Origin of the sequence: Curtobacterium sp. BH-2-1-1 (assembly GCF_001806325.1) — a bacterium.
Taxonomy (GTDB): Bacteria; Actinomycetota; Actinomycetes; order Actinomycetales; family Microbacteriaceae; genus Curtobacterium.
On sequence record NZ_CP017580.1, the window covers coordinates 994,268 to 1,010,456 of the forward strand.

General features: G+C 69.8%; 13 protein-coding genes and 1 pseudogene. 7 read left to right on the forward strand and 7 right to left on the reverse strand.

The window, feature by feature from the left end:
• Nucleotides 1–52: 52 nt before the first annotated feature.
• A complete protein-coding gene (locus BJK06_RS04575) occupies nucleotides 53–817 on the forward strand; it encodes a carboxymuconolactone decarboxylase family protein (protein ID WP_070416887.1) in 765 nt (254 codons plus the stop codon).
• Between the two features lie 88 nt (nucleotides 818–905).
• Here the strand turns inward: BJK06_RS04575 and BJK06_RS04580 are convergent, their stop codons facing one another.
• The 4 genes from BJK06_RS04580 to BJK06_RS04595 all read right to left on the reverse strand — a co-directional run bounded on the left by BJK06_RS04580 (nucleotide 906) and on the right by BJK06_RS04595 (nucleotide 6,245).
• Nucleotides 906–1,742 carry an alpha/beta fold hydrolase gene (locus BJK06_RS04580; protein ID WP_070416888.1) on the reverse strand — a complete coding sequence of 279 codons (837 nt, stop codon included), beginning with the start codon at nucleotides 1,740–1,742 and terminating at the stop codon, nucleotides 906–908.
• Nucleotides 1,743–1,798: 56 nt separating this feature from the next.
• On the reverse strand, nucleotides 1,799–2,515 hold the full coding sequence (locus tag BJK06_RS04585) for an alpha/beta fold hydrolase (protein ID WP_070416889.1): 717 nt from the start codon (nucleotides 2,513–2,515) through the stop codon (nucleotides 1,799–1,801).
• Between the two features lie 138 nt (nucleotides 2,516–2,653).
• A complete protein-coding gene (locus BJK06_RS04590; RefSeq protein WP_083295053.1) occupies nucleotides 2,654–5,377 on the reverse strand; it encodes an AAA family ATPase in 2,724 nt (907 codons plus the stop codon).
• A 124-nt stretch (nucleotides 5,378–5,501) separates the two neighbouring features.
• Nucleotides 5,502–6,245 (reverse strand): IclR family transcriptional regulator, encoded by a 744-nt coding sequence (locus tag BJK06_RS04595; protein ID WP_070416891.1) that lies wholly within the window; start codon nucleotides 6,243–6,245, stop codon nucleotides 5,502–5,504.
• A 101-nt stretch (nucleotides 6,246–6,346) separates the two neighbouring features.
• Here BJK06_RS04595 and BJK06_RS04600 point away from each other — a divergent pair, with 101 nt between their 5' ends.
• The 5 genes from BJK06_RS04600 to BJK06_RS04625 all read left to right on the forward strand — a co-directional run bounded on the left by BJK06_RS04600 (nucleotide 6,347) and on the right by BJK06_RS04625 (nucleotide 11,904).
• Complete coding sequence (locus tag BJK06_RS04600; protein ID WP_070416892.1) at nucleotides 6,347–6,961, forward strand: nuclear transport factor 2 family protein; 615 nt, start codon at nucleotides 6,347–6,349, stop codon at nucleotides 6,959–6,961.
• Complete coding sequence (locus tag BJK06_RS04605; RefSeq protein WP_070416893.1) at nucleotides 6,958–8,409, forward strand: amidohydrolase family protein; 1,452 nt, start codon at nucleotides 6,958–6,960, stop codon at nucleotides 8,407–8,409. The genes BJK06_RS04600 and BJK06_RS04605 overlap by 4 nt, the downstream gene beginning before the upstream one ends.
• Nucleotides 8,410–8,924: 515 nt before the next feature.
• A complete protein-coding gene (locus BJK06_RS04610) occupies nucleotides 8,925–10,019 on the forward strand; it encodes a hypothetical protein (protein WP_156794758.1) in 1,095 nt (364 codons plus the stop codon).
• Nucleotides 10,019–10,411, forward strand: a complete 393-nt coding sequence (locus BJK06_RS18460) for a hypothetical protein (RefSeq protein ID WP_156794759.1) — start codon at nucleotides 10,019–10,021, stop codon at nucleotides 10,409–10,411. The genes BJK06_RS04610 and BJK06_RS18460 overlap by 1 nt, the downstream gene beginning before the upstream one ends.
• 330 nt (nucleotides 10,412–10,741) lie before the next feature.
• A protein-coding gene (locus BJK06_RS04625) for an IS3 family transposase (RefSeq protein ID WP_156794760.1) occupies nucleotides 10,742–11,904 on the forward strand; the annotation gives its coding sequence in 2 pieces (ribosomal slippage) (nucleotides 10,742–11,024 and nucleotides 11,024–11,904; 1,164 coding nt in all).
• A 572-nt stretch (nucleotides 11,905–12,476) separates the two neighbouring features.
• On the opposite strand, the gene BJK06_RS04635 is transcribed toward BJK06_RS04625, so the two are convergent.
• Together BJK06_RS04635 and BJK06_RS04640 are read right to left on the reverse strand one after the other, a co-directional pair.
• Nucleotides 12,477–12,881, reverse strand: a complete 405-nt coding sequence (locus tag BJK06_RS04635) for a GNAT family N-acetyltransferase (RefSeq protein WP_070419222.1) — start codon at nucleotides 12,879–12,881, stop codon at nucleotides 12,477–12,479.
• A gap of 54 nt (nucleotides 12,882–12,935) precedes the next feature.
• Nucleotides 12,936–13,388: an NUDIX domain-containing protein gene (locus BJK06_RS04640; RefSeq protein ID WP_070416899.1), complete on the reverse strand. Its 453-nt coding sequence runs from the start codon at nucleotides 13,386–13,388 to the stop codon at nucleotides 12,936–12,938.
• Between the two features lie 919 nt (nucleotides 13,389–14,307).
• On the opposite strand from BJK06_RS04640, the gene BJK06_RS04650 reads away from it, so the two are divergent.
• Nucleotides 14,308–15,144: a hypothetical protein gene (locus tag BJK06_RS04650; protein WP_070416901.1), complete on the forward strand. Its 837-nt coding sequence runs from the start codon at nucleotides 14,308–14,310 to the stop codon at nucleotides 15,142–15,144.
• A gap of 682 nt (nucleotides 15,145–15,826) precedes the next feature.
• Here BJK06_RS04650 and BJK06_RS18980 read toward each other — a convergent pair.
• Nucleotides 15,827–16,057, reverse strand: a pseudogene (locus BJK06_RS18980) (ATPase); the annotation flags it as partial.
• Between the last annotated feature and the right edge of the window lie 132 nt (nucleotides 16,058–16,189).

Genomic DNA, 16,189 nt, shown 5'->3' on the forward strand with positions numbered 1-16,189 from the left:
GTGTCCCAGCGTCCCCTCCCACAGCGGCCGCCGTCGACCTAGCGTCGAGGGCATGCCAGCGAACCCAGCAGCCCAGCGCGAGCACGCCCAGCTCTTCCCGGACCACACCTCGGCCCTCGCCGAGACCGACCCGGGGTTCGCGGCGTCCTTCGCCGACTTCGCCCTCGACGAGACCCTGCGCGACGTCGCGATCACCCGGCACGACCGACTCCTCGTCCAGCTCGGCGCGACGATCGCCGTCGGTGCGCACACCGAGTTCGCCGTCCTCCTCGAAGCCGCGCTCGCGAACGAGGTCACCCCCGTCGAGGCGAAGGAGGTCGTGTACCAGGCCGTCGCCTACGTCGGCTTCGCCCGCACCGTCGACTTCCTCACGATCACCGACGACGCGCTCGTCGCCCGCGGCGTCGCGCTCCCCCTGCCTGATCAGCGCACGACCGACCCCGAGACGCGACTGGCCCGCGGGCGCGAGGTGCAGGGACGGATCGTCGGCGCCGACCGGGTCGACCGGATGTACGACGCCGCGTCGCCCGACACGGTGCACTTCCAGCGGTTCCTCTCCGGCAACTGCTTCGGCGACACGGTGGCCCGCGGCGGGCTGGGCCTCCGGACCCGCGAGCTCGTCACCTTCGCGATGCTCGTCGCGCTCGGTGGCGCCGACGCGCAGGTCCGCGGGCACGTCGCCGGCAACCTCGCCGTCGGCAACCACCGCCGGGACCTGCTCGACGTGCTCACCGTCCTGGTGCCGTTCATCGGGTACCCCCGCACCCTCAACGGACTCGCGGTCGTCGACGACGCGGCGCCCGCGACGGACCGCTGACGGACTGGAGGCGCGGTGCGGGTGAGCCGATCAGCTCACCCGCACCGCGCCTCCAGTCCGGGACGCTGCGTCCGCAGCGTCAGTGCTCTCAGCTCCGGAGGAACGCGAGGATGTCCGGGTTGACGACGTCGGCGTGGGTCGTCAACATGCCGTGCGGGTACCCCTCGTAGATCTTGAGCGTGGCATCGCTGAGGAGCTCCGCCTGCTTCAGCGACGCGTCCCGGTACGGCACGACCTGGTCGTCGTCGCCCTGCAGGACGAGGACGGGAACGGTGATGGCCCTGAGGTCCTCCGTCTGGTCGGTCTCCGAGAACGCCTTGATGCCCTCGAGGTGCGCGAGGGCGCTGCCCGTCATGCCCTGACGCCACCAGTTCGCGATGACCGGCTCCGACGGCGTCGCACCGTCACGGTTGAAGCCGTAGAACGGGCCGGAGGCGACGGCCTGGAAGAACTCGGCACGGTTGGCGGCGAGCGCCTCGCGGAACCCGTCGAAGACCGAGATGTCGGTGCCGTCGGGGTTCGCCTCGGTCGTGACCATGAGCGGCGGCACCGCCGCGACGAGGACGGCCTTGGCGACTCGGCCCTGCGGCTGGCCGTACTGGGCGACGTACCGGGCGACCTGGCCGCCACCGGTCGAGTGGCCGATGTGGATCGCGTCGTGCAGGTCGAGGTGTTCGACCACGGCGGAGACGTCGCTCGCGTAGTGGTCCATGTCGTGGCCGGTGCCGATCTGCGACGAGCGTCCGTGGCCGCGGCGGTCACTGGCGATGACGCGGTAGCCCTCGGCCAGGAAGTACAGCATCTGCGCGTCCCAGTCGTCCGAGGACAGCGGCCAGCCGTGGTGGAACACGATCGGCTGCGCGTCGTGGCTCCCCCAGTCCTTGAAGTAGATCTCTGCACCGTCGTCGGTGGTCACGTATCCCATGGTGGTCTCCCTGTGGTTGTTCGGTGGTTCTCGGTCGGTCGGTCGAGGGGCCGGGGTCAGCTGACCGCGGCGAGGGCGGTGGTGATGACCGCGGCGACCTCGGCGGGGTGGGTCTGCATCACGAGGTGGGGGGCGTCGATCTCGACGACCTCGCGGACGCCGGCGCGCTGGTACCCGAAGCGCTCGACGTCGGGGTTGATGGTGTGGTCGGCGCTGGAGACGATGCCCCAGGACGGCTTGGTCTTCCACGCGGCCGCCGATGCCGGCTCGCCGAACGCGACGGCGGAGAGCGGACGTTGCGACACCGCGAGCACCTGCGCCTCGTCCAGTGCGAGCCCGTCCGCGAAGACGGCGGGGAAGGCGTCGACGGCGACGGAGACGTCCGTGCCGGGCTCGCCGCCGTCCACGGGGTAGGGCGCGTACACGAGGTTCGCGGCGAGGTCGCTGTCCGGGAAGCCGCCCTGCAGGGCACCGAGGCTCTCGCCCTCCTCGAGCGCGTACGCGGCGACGAAGACGAGCCCGATGACGTTCTCGGCGACACCGGCCACGGTCAGGATCGCGCCGCCGTACGAGTGCCCGGCGAGCAGGACCGGTCCGTCGATCTGCTCGACGAAGGACCGGATGTAGGCCGCGTCGCCGGAGAGGCTGCGGTTGAAGACGGGCGGGACGAGGACGTGGTGGCCCTGGTCGAGGAGGACCCTCGTGACGGGGGCCCAGCTGGAGGCGTCGGCGAACGCTCCGTGGACGAGGACGATGGTGGGTGATCCGGGCATGGTGCGGTCCTTCCGGGTCCGCTGCGAGAGGCGCGGACCTGCTTCGTCGAGGGCGGTGCCTGGTGGCGCTGACGACGCTAGGGGCGCGCGGTGGAGGTGCACATCGGTCACGGTGACCGAGATGCGTTGCCGGATGACCTAGTCGCCGGACGAGCCGGCCGCCAGGGCCGCGGCGAGTTCCTGCCGGGCCGAGATCCCGAGCTTCTGGAACGCGGCGTACAGGTGGGCCCCCACCGTCCGCGGGGAGACGAACAGGTGCTCGCCGATGGCCCGGTTGCTCAGTCCTCGTGCCGCGAGCGTGCAGACCCGGAGCTCCTGGGGCGTGAGCAGTTCGACGCCGCCGTGCCCCGCCGCTGCCACCCGCTGCCCGGTCGCCCGGATGGCGTCACGGGTCCGGTCCGCCCACGCCGGCGCGGGCATCGACTCGAACAGCTCGAGGGCGGCGTGCAGGGCGGCGCGGGCGGTGTCCCGCCGACCCGCCCGGCGCAGGCGGCCGCCGAGGCGGAGCAGTGCACGGGCCTGCACGTACGGCACCGGCCACCGTTCGTGCTGCACGGACGCCCACGCCGGTTCGAGGTCGGCGTCGGGGACGAGTGCGAGCCGCGCGTGGTCGCGGGCGGCGCGGACGATCGGCGCGTGCCAGCGGGCGTGGAGCCGCTCGAGGTCCGCGGCCCGCTGCTCGGCATCGGCCCGGTTGCCCGACTCCAATGCGGCGTCGACGAAGTCGTGCGAGGTGATGACGGCGAACGTCGGGTTGAACGCGTCGTGGTCCGGATCGGCCAGTGCCCGGACGGATTCGAGTGCCTCGGCCGCGCGACCGGACACCAGGGACGCCGCCCCCGCGGCGCCGAGCAGGGTCGCGCGCATCGCACTCGACCGGAGCACCTGCGCCCCGGCAGCCGTCCCGCCCGCGATCCGCTCGGGGTCCGGCTGCTTGCCGTCGAGGGCGTCGAACCACGCGAGCGCGCACCGGGTCGCGGCGGTGAAGCCGTCGTCGCCGAGGTCCCGTCCGAGCGAGGAGGCCTCCTCGGCGAGGACCCGCGCCCGCGCGAGGTCCCCACCGAGGAACGTGGTCATCGAGGTCCCCATGAGCGCCTGCGGGAAGGTGCGCAGGTCGCCACGCGCCCGCATGCTCCGGACGGCACGGTCGAGGAGGACGCGTGCCGTCTCGATCTCCCCGACGAGGTTGAGCGCGTACCCGAGGTACCAGGCGGAGCCCTCGTCCTCGGCGGTCGGTGCGGCGGCGAGCGCGCGTTCCAGCACACGGTCGCCACGCACCACCGGCTCGGTCCGGGCCGCGAGCAGGATCGAGCGGGGGTCGTCGTCCGGCAGGGCGAGCGCCTCGACCACGACGAGCATCGGGTCGCCGGGGTCCGGTTCGGCGGTGTGGTCCCAGGCGATCGCGGCGAGGTGCAGCAGCGCCGCGGTGGCGTGGTCGACCCCGCCGCCCTGCTGCATCTCGGAGACGGCGTGCAGGGCTGGCCCGAGGTCGCCCACCGCGAGCCCGGTCCGACCGGTGGGCAGGGTCTCGGCGACGAAGGCCGCGCGTGCTGCGAGGAGCCGGTCGGGTGCCTCGTCGCACGCTCGCTGCACCAGGAGCGAGGCGTCCGCGAGCCGTCCGGACAGCCCGGCGTGCTCCGCCGCGAGGATCCGCCGGCCGACGCGTCGGGCGACGTCCGAGGTCAGCTCGGCCGAGCGCTCGTACGCCCGGCTCGCGACGAACGGATCGGACATCGCCGATCGCTCGTCGCCGATCGCGGCGATCTCGTCCGCGAGGTCGTCGTCGTGGCCGGTCGCCAGTTCGGCCCGCCACCAGACCGTGCGCGCGGGGTCGTGGTCGTGCTCGAGGACCAGGGAACGCAGGACCGCGGTGCGCTCCGTCGGCGACGCGGCGGTGAGGACCGCCGACTGCACGAGCGGGTGCCGGAACCGGATCGCGCGGGGCGCCACCCACTCGAGCAGCGACGACGCCGAGGCCTGCTCCGTCCACGTCGGCGGCGGGAACCTCCCGAGCGTCCGGGCGGCCACCCGCGCGGCCTCCTCGGCGCCGGTACCGCCGGACAGGGCGACGGCGAGGATGGCCAGCCGGACGGGGTGGTCCAGCTCCGCGTACCGCGCGGCGAACTCCTGCTCCACCCGGCCCACCACGGGACGGTCACGGCTCCGGTCCCCCGGTGTCGTGCGGCTGAGTTCGTGCAGCGCGAGCGGGTTCCCCTCGGCGCGGAGCACCAGGTCACGTCGCGCCTGGCCCATCGGCGCCCCGGGGACGGCGTCGAGCAGGCGGCCGGCGTCCGACTCGTCGAGCGGCGTCAGGTGGAGGCGCCGGACCGCGGGGTCGTCCGCGGTCTCGGTCTTCCGGGTCGTGATCACCATGACGATCGGGTCCTGGTCGACCCGCCGGGCCATCATCCGGATCGCCCACTCGGACGCGGCGTCCATCCAGTGCAGGTCCTCGGCGACGACCAGGATCGGGCCCTCCGAGGCGGCGTCGGAGACCAGCGTCAGCGCCGCCAGCCCGGCGAGCAGCGGCGAGGGCTGGATCCCCGTCGCGAGACCGAACGCGACCTCGAGCGCACGACGCTGCGGCGCGGGCAGGTCGGCGATCCCGCTGCGCAACGGGTACAGGAGCAGGTGGAGCGCGGCGTAGGGCTCGGCCGACTCGGCGAGGGTCCCCGCGGTCGAGAGCCGTCGGACGCCGAGGTCGGTCGCGTGGCGGACCAGGTCGGCGACCAGCGTCGACTTGCCGATCCCGGCCTCACCGTCGATGACGAACGCGGAGCCGCCGTCGTGGACGTCGCGGAGGGCGTCCCGCAGGGCGGAGCCCTCCCGCTCGCGCCCGATGACGGGCTGCGCCATCGTCATGTCGCCAGTATGGCAGCGGTGGTGCCGCCGGCGAAGGGCCCGGCATCGGACGGGAGGCGCGGTGCGGGCCGGCACCGCGCCTCCCGTCCGATGCGGTGCCGGACCACGGCACGGCGCGAGCGGGTCAGCGCGTCGCGTCGCGCGTGATCGCCCGTGCGCACGCGTGCAACGCGGGCACGACGGTGCTCGGCTCGGCGTGCCCGGCCGGCATCACGATCGAGAGGGCCGCGACGACGCCCGAGGCGTCCCGGATCGGCGCACCCGCCGCGACGAGCGCACGCGGGGACCGCTGCGAACCGACGGCGGCACCCGTCCGACGGACGGCCGACAGGTACCGGCGGAGCTCGACCGCCGACGTCACCTCGTCGACCGAGGTCCGCACGTCGAACGTCGTGATCGCACGCTCCTGGACCTCGTCGGGCGCGAACGCGAGCAGGACGAGTCCGCCGCCGGTCGCCGCGAGGGGCATCCGGCCGCCGACCCGGTAGTCGACGCTCCGGGTCCCGCGCTTGGGCGAGACGCGCTCGACGAGGACCGCCTCGTCCCCTTCACGGACGCTGAGCATGGCGTGCTGTCCCGTCAGGTCGTGCAGGTCCTGGAGGTACGGCAGGGAGGCCTGGCGGAGCCCCACGCCCCGCGGGGCGAGGGACGACAGTTCGTACAGGCGCAGCCCGATCGTGAACCGGCCGTCGCCCCGGCGTTCGAGGGCGCCCTCGGCGACCAGGCTCCGTGCGATCCGCAGCGTCGAGTTGACGGGCAGGCCACAGCGACGCGCGAGTTCGCTCAGCGTCAGCGTCGGGTGGCGGTCGTCGAAGCACCCCAGGATCGCGAAGGCCCGACCGACCGTCCCCGTGCGAGTGTCGCCCACCGCTGCACCCTACCGCCGACGCCGTCTTCCGCTGAGTGGAAACCCTCGCCGGACCGCTCTCGCGCCGTCCTACGCTCGGCCCCCGGGCGAAGGAGCAGATCGTGGACGACGTCACCGACATCAGTCAGCTCGTGCTGCGCGAACGCCAGGGGCGGGACCGCGGGCGGTGGGACCGCATGCGTGACGCGTGGGAGCCGGACGGCCGCGTGCGCATCAGCTGGTTCGACGGCAACGCGCGGGACTTCGTCGCGGGGTCGATCGCGATGGCCGCCGGTGGGACGGCCGCCACACACCGGATGAGCCCGCCGGTCGTCGACCTCCTCGGTGACCGCGCGATCGTCGCCGCACCGGCGGTCATCGAGGTCCGCGCCGGACTGGGCGGCGCCGAGGTCGACCTGGCCTCGCGCGTCCGGCTGCTGTACCGCGCACGCCGGACCGGCACCGGCTGGCGGCTGGCCGCGATGACGTGCGTCTACGAATCCGACACGGTGACACCGACCGTTCCCGGCACCGTGCCGGACCTGTCCTCCGTCGCGGTCGACGACCGTCGGCCGTCGTACCGATGGCTCGCGACGGTCCTCGGGGCGAGCGGTCACCGCATCGCCGACGACCTGCCCGGCACGGACCGGCCCGGGTCCGTCGAGGCGGTGGAAGCCGCCGAACAGGACTGGCTCGACAGCCACGATCGCGACGACCGGGACGGAGACCGCGCATGAGCCGCTACGTCACCGCACCCACTGCCGACCACGACGTCGTCATCCGCGACGTCACCGTCGTCGACCCGCTCGACGGGACCGCCACGGCCGGGCAGGACGTGCGGTTCACCGGCGCGACCATCGCGTCGGTGTCCGCCACGTCGCAGACCGGGACGGCCGCGGGCCAGCAGGTCGTCGACGGACGCGGCCGGTTCCTGGTGCCGGGCTTCGCGGACATGCACGCCCACCCGCTCAACTCCCCGGACGACGTCGACGGCGCCTACGCACTGATGCTCGCGAACGGGGTGGTCGGGTTCCGCCAGATGTCCGGCTCGCCCGCCCTGCTGGCAGCCCGTGCCGCGGGTGCACTGCCCGCACCGCTCGGCGCTCCGGAACTCCTCGCCACGCCGGGAGACCTCCTCACCCCGGTGAACGCGTCGACCGCGGAGGCCGCCGTCGCGACCGTCCGTGACCAGCACGCCCAGGGTGCCGACTTCGTCAAGGCGGCCCTCGTCGGGCGCGATGCGTTCCTCGCAGCACTCGCTGAGGCAGGTCGGCTCGGCGTCCCGCTCGCAGGACACCTCCCGAACGACGTGGACCCGCGCGAAGCGTCCCGAGGGGGCATGCGAGCGATCGAGCACCTCGGGCCCGGCGCGACCGTGTTCGCCGCGACGTCGTCCCGCGAGGCCGAGGTGCGATCCGCGGTCGGAGCGGCTCGCACGCCGAAGATCCCCACGGTCAGGCTGCCGGGCATGGACCGCGTCATCGGTCGGGTGATCCGCGGCATCGTGGTGAACCCGGCCACGAGGACCTCGGACTCGTCCGCCCGCGCGCTCACGCTCGCCGACGACACGTTCGACGAGGAGGCCGCCCAGGAGTTGGCAGCGCTCTTCGTCGAGCACGAGACCTGGCAGTGCCCGACCCTGGTCCGCCTGCACACGCAACAGTTCCCGAACGCGCCGGAGCACCGACACGACGACCGTCGCCGCTACATCGCACCCGGGGAGCTCCGCTCGTGGGACCGGTCCGGCCGGAAGTTCGCCGGCCTCCCGACGGAGACCCGGGACGCCCTCGAGTCGCACTGGGCGGCCCAACTGCGCCTCGTCGGGCTCCTGGCCGGTGCGGGCGTCCCGATGCTCGCCGGGACGGATGCCGACGGTGCCGCGGGGGTGATCCCGGGCTTCGCGCTCCACGACGAGTTCGGGTACCTCGCCGACGCCGGTCTTGGACCCCTGCAGATCCTCCGGACGGCGACGTCCGACGCGGCGCGGTTCCTCGGGCTCGAGACCGAGACCGGACGCCTGGCACCCGGGTCACGGGCGGACGCGGTGCTGCTCGCCGCCGATCCGATGACGAGTCACACGGCGCTGGGGCGCATCGACGGCGCGGTCCGGGCGGGGTCGTTCTGGGATCGATCGGCGCTGGACGGGATCCTCGAGCGGGTGGCGGGGGCGCCGGGGGCGCGCTGAGCGATCCTGCCCGCTGGGTGACCAGCGAGGTGTTCGGTCTATTCGCGGATGCCAGTGGTGGCACGGATCGCGGATCCCAGTGACAGCGAGCGTTCCACGACTTTTGGGATCCGATTCCACGGTCTCGATAGGACGGCGAGCTCCGGCCGCTCTCTGGACGCACAGTTGCGCCAGATTCGCGCCGATGCACACGACCGCGCTGCTTCGTCAACAGCACCGAACTCGGCGGCGTCGCCGACCACTGGGCGGGCACCATCCACGGGGACACCCCTGGCTCTCTCCCGCTGTCCGCCATCGCCGCGCTCCTCGGCACCACGGTCAACCACATCCGCGACCTCCTCCACGACGTCCGCATCGTCGGACGCCTCGTCCACGAACAAGAGACGGGGTTGCCCGGACCGTGGTGAGGGCTGTAGACAGACCTGTGCACCCTTTCATTGACTCCCCGTTAGGCGTACGCGAGGGTCGCTCATGGGCGGTCGGAGGGGCTGACCGCCTCGAGGGGATTCTGAGCAATGAAGCGCACAACAGCGCTGCTCGGCTCTGCCGTCATGGTCGCAGCAACGATGCTCGCGACCTTGCCGGCGGCAGCCAACGCAGCACCACTGACCCACGACCAGCAGCTCGCACTCGTCCCGCCAGCGGTCACCGCCGCAGGCCTCCGCGACGACCAACTGTCGGTCTGGTACCTCGACGAGGGAAACACCCTGCACGTCGGTCTGACCTCCTACACCACGCAGCAAGCTGAAGCTCTGGTCGACCGACTGGGTACTGACACCGTCATCACCCAGGAGGACCAGCCTGAGGCTGCTATCGGCCACGCACCCAAGTCTTCAGCGGCCGCGAAGCAGCTGCTGAACCCCAGCGCGGGAGCACGCGCATCGGCGACCCCCGCGTCGGGCACTCCCAGCACTGGTGGTGTTCCTGGCGGTCTGACGGTCGGTCCGTACGAACCGTTCCTGACGGTCCCGACTTACCCCGGCGGCGTCCGCATCATCCGGGATGCCGGCGACGAGATCGTCTGGTGCTCTACCACCGCGCTGTGGGGCGGCAAGATGCTCTTCGCCGGTCACTGCGGACCGAACGGTGCGAAGTGGCAGCAGGGGTACTACGACAACGGCACCATCGCGTCCTCCGGCTCCGCCGGCACCGCATCGAGCGTCCACTGGGAAGCCAACAACCCGGACGTCGCACTTCTCAGCGGCGGTAACGGCTTCGACAAGGGCGTGTACCTCAACGGTGACAAGGGCAATGTCACCTACGCTCACATCGCCGGCGCCGCAGTCTCCGCCATCGGTGCCACAATCTGCACCGACGGGACCACCACCGGGTACGTGTGCAACGCGAAGGTCAACATGGTGAACGGCTGCACCAACATGACCGAGGAGGGTAAGACGGTGCACGAATGCGGCATCGACTCCGCGAACAACCCGAACGCCATCGTGACCCGCCCAGGCGATAGCGGCGGTCCCGTGCTCGCTCCGTCCACTGGGGGAAAGTTCCTCGTCACCGGCACCATCTCTGCTGAAAGCAATGGTGGGCACACCGTGTACTACTCGAACGCGAACCGCATCAAGCAGATCCTCGGCACCAGCGTTACAGTCGGTTGATGAGAACCGTCGTGCTCGGAACGGTCTTCGTCGTCCTGACGATGGGTACTCTCGTTGGCTGCTCGGCGAGAGAAGCAGCGCCGTCGCCGACGGTCGTTCCGAGCGCGACTTCGACTTCATCTGCGCTGCCGGTAGTCGCTAGCACGAAGGGCCTTGTGAAGCTCGACTGGTCTTCGACAAGCTCGACGGCGGCCGGCAGCGTGGTCGTGAGTGTGCAAAACAAGGACTGCGTGGCCCCGATGGGCGTCACCGTCGATGAGTCAACAACGACCGTGACGGTTCAGGCTTGGGGCAAGAAGCAACAGGAGCCGTGCGCCGCCGTCGGGTACGCATTGCGCGGCGCATTGCCACTGCAGGAGCCGCTCGGAGACCGCACCCTCAGCCACGGCTGACGTCAACACGAGTACGACCCGCACGGCTTACCGACGGGCATGGAGTGGACGAGGATGACCCGCTCACCTTGTCTCAGCAGACGGCGATCGCTGACGCGAGCGCTTCGCCCGCTACCTCCTGAGGCGCGCCTCCGATACGACGACAGCGCCGCCCACCTGTGGTGGACGGCGATTTCGATGACCTGATGAAGCGTTCGGGACTGCTGCAGGTTTGGTTGACTCCTGACAGGTAGGGGCGTTGGCTCCTGCTGGAAGGATGTGGGGACTGCTGCAGGTTTGGTTGACTCCTGACAGGTAGGGGCGTTGGCTCCTGCTGGAAGGATGTGCGCCATGGTGAAGGCGTATCCGGAAGAGTTCCGCCGTGATGTGATCGCGGTCGCCCGGAAGGGCGAGACGTCGGTGCGGCAGGTCGCGAAGGACTTCGGTGTGTCCGAGTCCTGCCTGGCCCGCTGGTTGCGGCTCGCGGACCGCGACGACGGCATCAATGTTGCAGCGGTGCCGTCGGCGAAAGCGGTCGAGCAGGCGGAGCTGCGGGACGCCCAAAAGCGGATCCGGCTGCTTGAGCAGGAGAACGAGATCCTCCGCCGGGCGGCCGCGTACTTCGCCCAGTCGCAACTCCCAAAATGATCTACCCGCTGGTCCTCGAACTCGCCGACGATCGGATCCCGGTCGCGGTGGCCTGCCGGGTGTTGGGCTTCTCGAAGCAGGCCTTCTATCGGTGGCGTGCCGATCCGGTGACCGATCGAGACTGGGCGGACGCGCACCTGACCAACGCAGCGATCGATGCGCACCGCGACGATCCGACGTTCGGATACCGGTTCATCGCCGATGACCTTCATGCTGCCGGCCACCGAGCATCAGAGCGGCGGGTGTGGCGGCTGTGCTCGCAGCAGCGGCTGTGGTCGTTGCATGCGAAGAAGCGCGGCCTGAATCGCAAGGCCGGGCCGCCAGTGCACGACGACCGGGTCCGGCGTGCGTTCACGGCACCAGACCTCGACAAGCTCTGGCTGACGGACATCACGGAGCACCCGACCGGTGCGGGCAAGCTCTACCTCTGCGCGATCAAGGACGCGTGCTCGCGGCGCATCGTCGGCTACTCGATCAGCGACCGGATGCGGTCCTCACTTGCCGTCGCGGCTCTGCAGATGGCGATTTCCCGCCGGAACCCGTCAGGGACAGTCATCCATTCGGATCGGGGCAGCCAGTTCCGTTCGAAGAAGTTCGTCCGGGCGCTATCGGACGCCGGGCTGCTCGGATCGATGGGGCGCGTCGGCGCGTGCGCGGACAACGCGGCGATGGAATCGTTCTTCGCGCTCCTGCAGAAGAACGTCCTCAACCGGAAGCGATGGTCCACCCGGGAGGAACTCCGGCTGGCGATCATCACCTGGATCGAAGCGACCTACCACCGGAAACGGCGCCAACGAGGTCTGGGGAAATTGACCCCAATCGAGTACGAGACGATCATCAACCCACAGGCCGCACTCGCGGCCTAAACAAACGAGTCAACCAAACCTGCAGCAGTCCCGAGGGTTCGACCGCCCTACTCACCGTCGAGGCGCAGCAAGTACTTGTGGGACGTCGCTGCACGCTATTCAGAGCTTGACTGTGTGGATCAGCTCGACCGCTCCTCGGCTCTATGCCGCACCGAGCTCCTCCAAACCCACGCCGCGAGCTTCGTCTCGCCGCGACCCGCTTCCACCCAGACCGCGTCACGAGTCATGCTCCGCGCAACCGCATCATCGCGGCGGATAAGCCTGTCCGGCAGCTGGAACCAGGCGTACACCGGCATCGGCTGCTCAAGCTCCCGCACGTCCGCGCCGCGTGCCGATTCCTCTAGCGAGAACGGCTGCGGCGGCACCCAACGATTCGAACGACGACGACCCACGAAACGGATCGTACGAAGAGGCACCGACGCTCTCTGCGCGGCCGTATGGCGCACCCGCACTGAGATTCGTTCCGGACCACCTATGTGCGACGGAGATGCTCGCCGCCGCGTACGTCGCTTCGTCACAGCAACCTGAGGAAGCGACGCGACCAGTCAAGGACCGGCTATCGGGACGGCGGATCAGCGCAGATGCACGAGTCCGGCGCGGGTGGGTAGGAAGCCGCAGGCCCCCTCGTAAAAGGGCACCATGTCCTCGCCGTAGTCGACGAACAACCACTCGCAGCCGGCGGCGCGAACCGCTTCGACGGCACAGCGGACGACGGCTGTTCCAAGGCCCTGATGCTGGTAGGTCGGGTGTGTCTTCGTGTCGATGAGAAACGCGTGGTCCGCACCATCCCAAGCGACGTTCACGAAGCCGACCAGCTCACCACCGGGGCCCCTGCCCGCGACCCAACCGAGGGAGCGCGGGCTTACCCGATCCCACCAGCCGGATTCGGGCGACCCTCCATGTGCTGCGGTGAGGTCTGCTAGCTCCTCGTCACTGATGATTGATCGCCAGGTGAGCGTTACGTCGTTGTGCTGCATCGTCCCAAGCTCCCACGAGGAGGCCGAGTCCACTAGGGAACGCTGGAGGATCCACTACCGGGCGGCGTCGGTCAGCACCTGGTCGATCCACTCGTGATGATCGAGTTCGGTGAGTTCGGCGAGAGTCGCCCACCGGGTTTCAAGCACTTCGTCCTCGTCGAGAAGGAACGACGACGTATGCAGTGAGCAGAGGTACGCCACCGTCACGTACCCAACTTGGTCGCCGTTGGGGTAGACGTTCTCGAGGGTGGCGCCGCCGTAAGCCCCGATGATCCGGATGACGTCGCTGCCCACACCGAGTTCTTCTCGCACTTCGCGCAGCAGCGCCGCGCGGGGGTCCTCGCCGGGCTCGATGCCGCCCCCGATCAGGCTCCATCGTCCGGAGTCGCGCTGCCGCGCCAGGAGGAACCGATCGTCGTCTCGGATGACCGCGGTCACGCCCGGGAGGAGCAGGTAGCTGCTCCCGATCCGCTCGCGCAGCAATCGAACGTACTGAGAAGCCGGCATGCTCCGAAGCTACCGTGCGCCGTTCCCGCAGAGGGATCGGCGACCGGACAGAGCTCAGGTCGATGGAGCGGCGTCGGGGCCGATCGCGGTCACTGTCCCGATGAATCGAGCCGGTTCCTCGTCATCAGTGAAGTTCACGGGAGTGAGCTCGGAAACCGGAATCAGCCCACTCGCTCCTTCATCTGTCCTGAACCACACCGCGGGAACGGGGTCGCGGCCCTCCTCTGCTGCCAGCATCGCAGCGGCTGCGAGCTGTGGCCAATGCGCCTCCTGCTCCGCGGAGACTCCCATCGCTACCGTCTGAATCGTCAACACACGCACTCGTTCATAGTGCGCCGGAACATGCTCGAGCGCGTCCCGCATGCCGATCGGCCAGCGGGACGCATCAGGCCTCCCGTGTGTCGGCGTCGTCGATGCCGGTGAGTTGTAGCTACGACACACTGCGGCCGCCGCAACATGTAGTGGTTCTGGGTGTGTCGCACCACAACATGTGGTTCCACGGGTGATTCTGGTACAGGACGTCGGCGCGAACAGGTCGCGCTGTAGGAGCCGGCAAGGAGCGCGGAGATCTTGACGAAGGGCAGCAAGGGAAACGGCCAGTCGCGGAGCTCGATCACGGGGAAGTTCGTGAAGCCCAGCTACGCGAAGTCGCAACCGAACACGACGCAGACCTCGCACAAGAAGAGCAGGTAGCAAGCGCCGCGATGCGGTGACTCGACGGGGAGGGGCAATTCGCCCCTTCCCGTTGCACGCGCTAGATGGCCGCTACTTGGCCTGCTTCGGTGGCCTGATCTGCGATGGTTTCAAGCCGCCACATGCGAGGAAGGCCCACGACGGTGGCCAAGCGGGAGCGCCAGCCAGTGGCGACCTCCTTCCGGTAATCACCTGCGCTGTCGCGTCCACCCGATACGGTCAAGCCATGCCCGATGATGACGAGATTCCCTCGACCGTCACCCCTGCAGAGCTGCGGGCGATGCTCGAGCGGGCTCCGTTGGAAGCGGCGGGCCGAAATCTACGGCTCCTGCCGGCGATGGTCGTGAAGAACACCGACGTGCTGTTCGCTGCTCCCGAGGTCACCCTCGACGACGCGCTCGACATCGCAAGCCATGTCGGCGCGGCGTTCGTCACCCTCGGAAAGCGGACGTTCGACCTGGCGGAGTTCCTCGGCGACGCTGAAGGGGTGCCCGCCAGCCTCCAGAACAACGCCGCGAGTCACGACGGCGACCTCGAGGGGATGGACCTCCAGTTCATCGGCGCGGGGGTGTCCTACGCATGGTGGGCGGCCGTCGACTGGTCGCAGGAGCTGACCGCCGAGCTCGAGGAATGGCAGGAAGACGCGGACGAGAAACGCGACCGGGAACGACGTGAACGGTTGGCGCGTGCGCAGCAACTCATCCAGGCGGCCATCGAAGATGCCGGGGTCAGGGCCGCGAAGCCGATGTCGAGGAAACCGGTCGTTGAAGCGTTCATCCGCAGCCGGATGGAGTCGAAAAACGACGTCGGCGCTGAGTACGCATTGCGGTGGGCGCCGCAGCGGGTTGCTGAGGAGTGGCGGTCCACGTACGCGCTCCTCGACAACAGCGCGAAGGTGTTCATCTCCGACCTCCACGAACTGCCCGAGTGGCAGCGCGCGAAATGGAAGCCATCCGTTCGCCGGGACGTGCTCCTGCGGTACGCAATGAGTCGCACCGGCGGTTGGGCTCCCACTGACAAGTGGTTGAAGGACATGGACGCGAAGTCCGCGCCGACAACCTGACCGGCACGCGAACTTCTTGCTTCGTCCGCGCATACCTCTGACATGAGCAGCAACAGCATCGTCACCAGCGTCACCGGCACGCGGCCCTAGGCCGGTGTCACCGCCGTCGTTCTCGCCCTCTGGTCCTCGGTCGCGGTTGTCGCCGAGTTCGCTCTGCTGCTCACCGCCGGATGGCCGGTCGCAGCCCGAGCGTTCGTCGCCGCCGCTGCCCTGCTGGTCGCCTCCCTCACCGTCGACGCGTGCAAGCGCCTCACCCGGCGCAGGCGTGGCGGCGTCCCGATTGACGATCCTTCAACGGAGCATCGCTTTGCTTGTGCCCGCGGTTGGTCGCACTTACGCTGCCCGCAAGTGGTGGTGGATCGGAACCGGCTTGGTCTTGGCCGTGCTCCTCGTGCTGTGGTTCGTCATGCACCGATACACGAACTTTGGCTCTCGGGCGGCGAAGTTCGAAGGGACTGACCCCGAAGTCGCAGAGGCCCTTCGGCAGGCCGAGGCTGACATCGCGCGGGGACGCATGTACTTCTGACGCTCTCAAGGGCCAGCGAGCCCACGGCTGGCCCGTAGCTGATCCTTAACTCAAACGTCGGCCGCAGGGCGCTTTCCGTCCGAGAGCCCATCGTCGTCGAACTACTTGCGCCGGCCGAGGCCTGCGTTGATGAAGCCGTCGTGCGGCCCACGCCGTCGCGCCGAACTGCGCTTCGACGTCGGCGACGAGCGCGGCGTACGCGGCTCGGAGGCCGGTCTCGACGGCGTCGAGCGAGTAGGTCCAGCGGCCGTCGACGAACTCGTTCTCCCACTCGTGGGACCCGGCGGCGATGGGCACGGGGTCCTCGTCCACCAGGCACGCCTTGATGCGGGTGGAGCCGAGCTCGATCCCGAGTGTTGTGCGGTCTTTCCGACCTGCTGTGTGCAGTCAATTTCCCGCATCGATCGACCTCCAGGTCTGCTGTTGCTGGTGTCGGTTCGTCCGTGATGACGCGGCCGGACCACATTCTGATCGGCAAAAGTCTATAGGTTCCAACTCCCGACAGTGCAGTTGACGGAG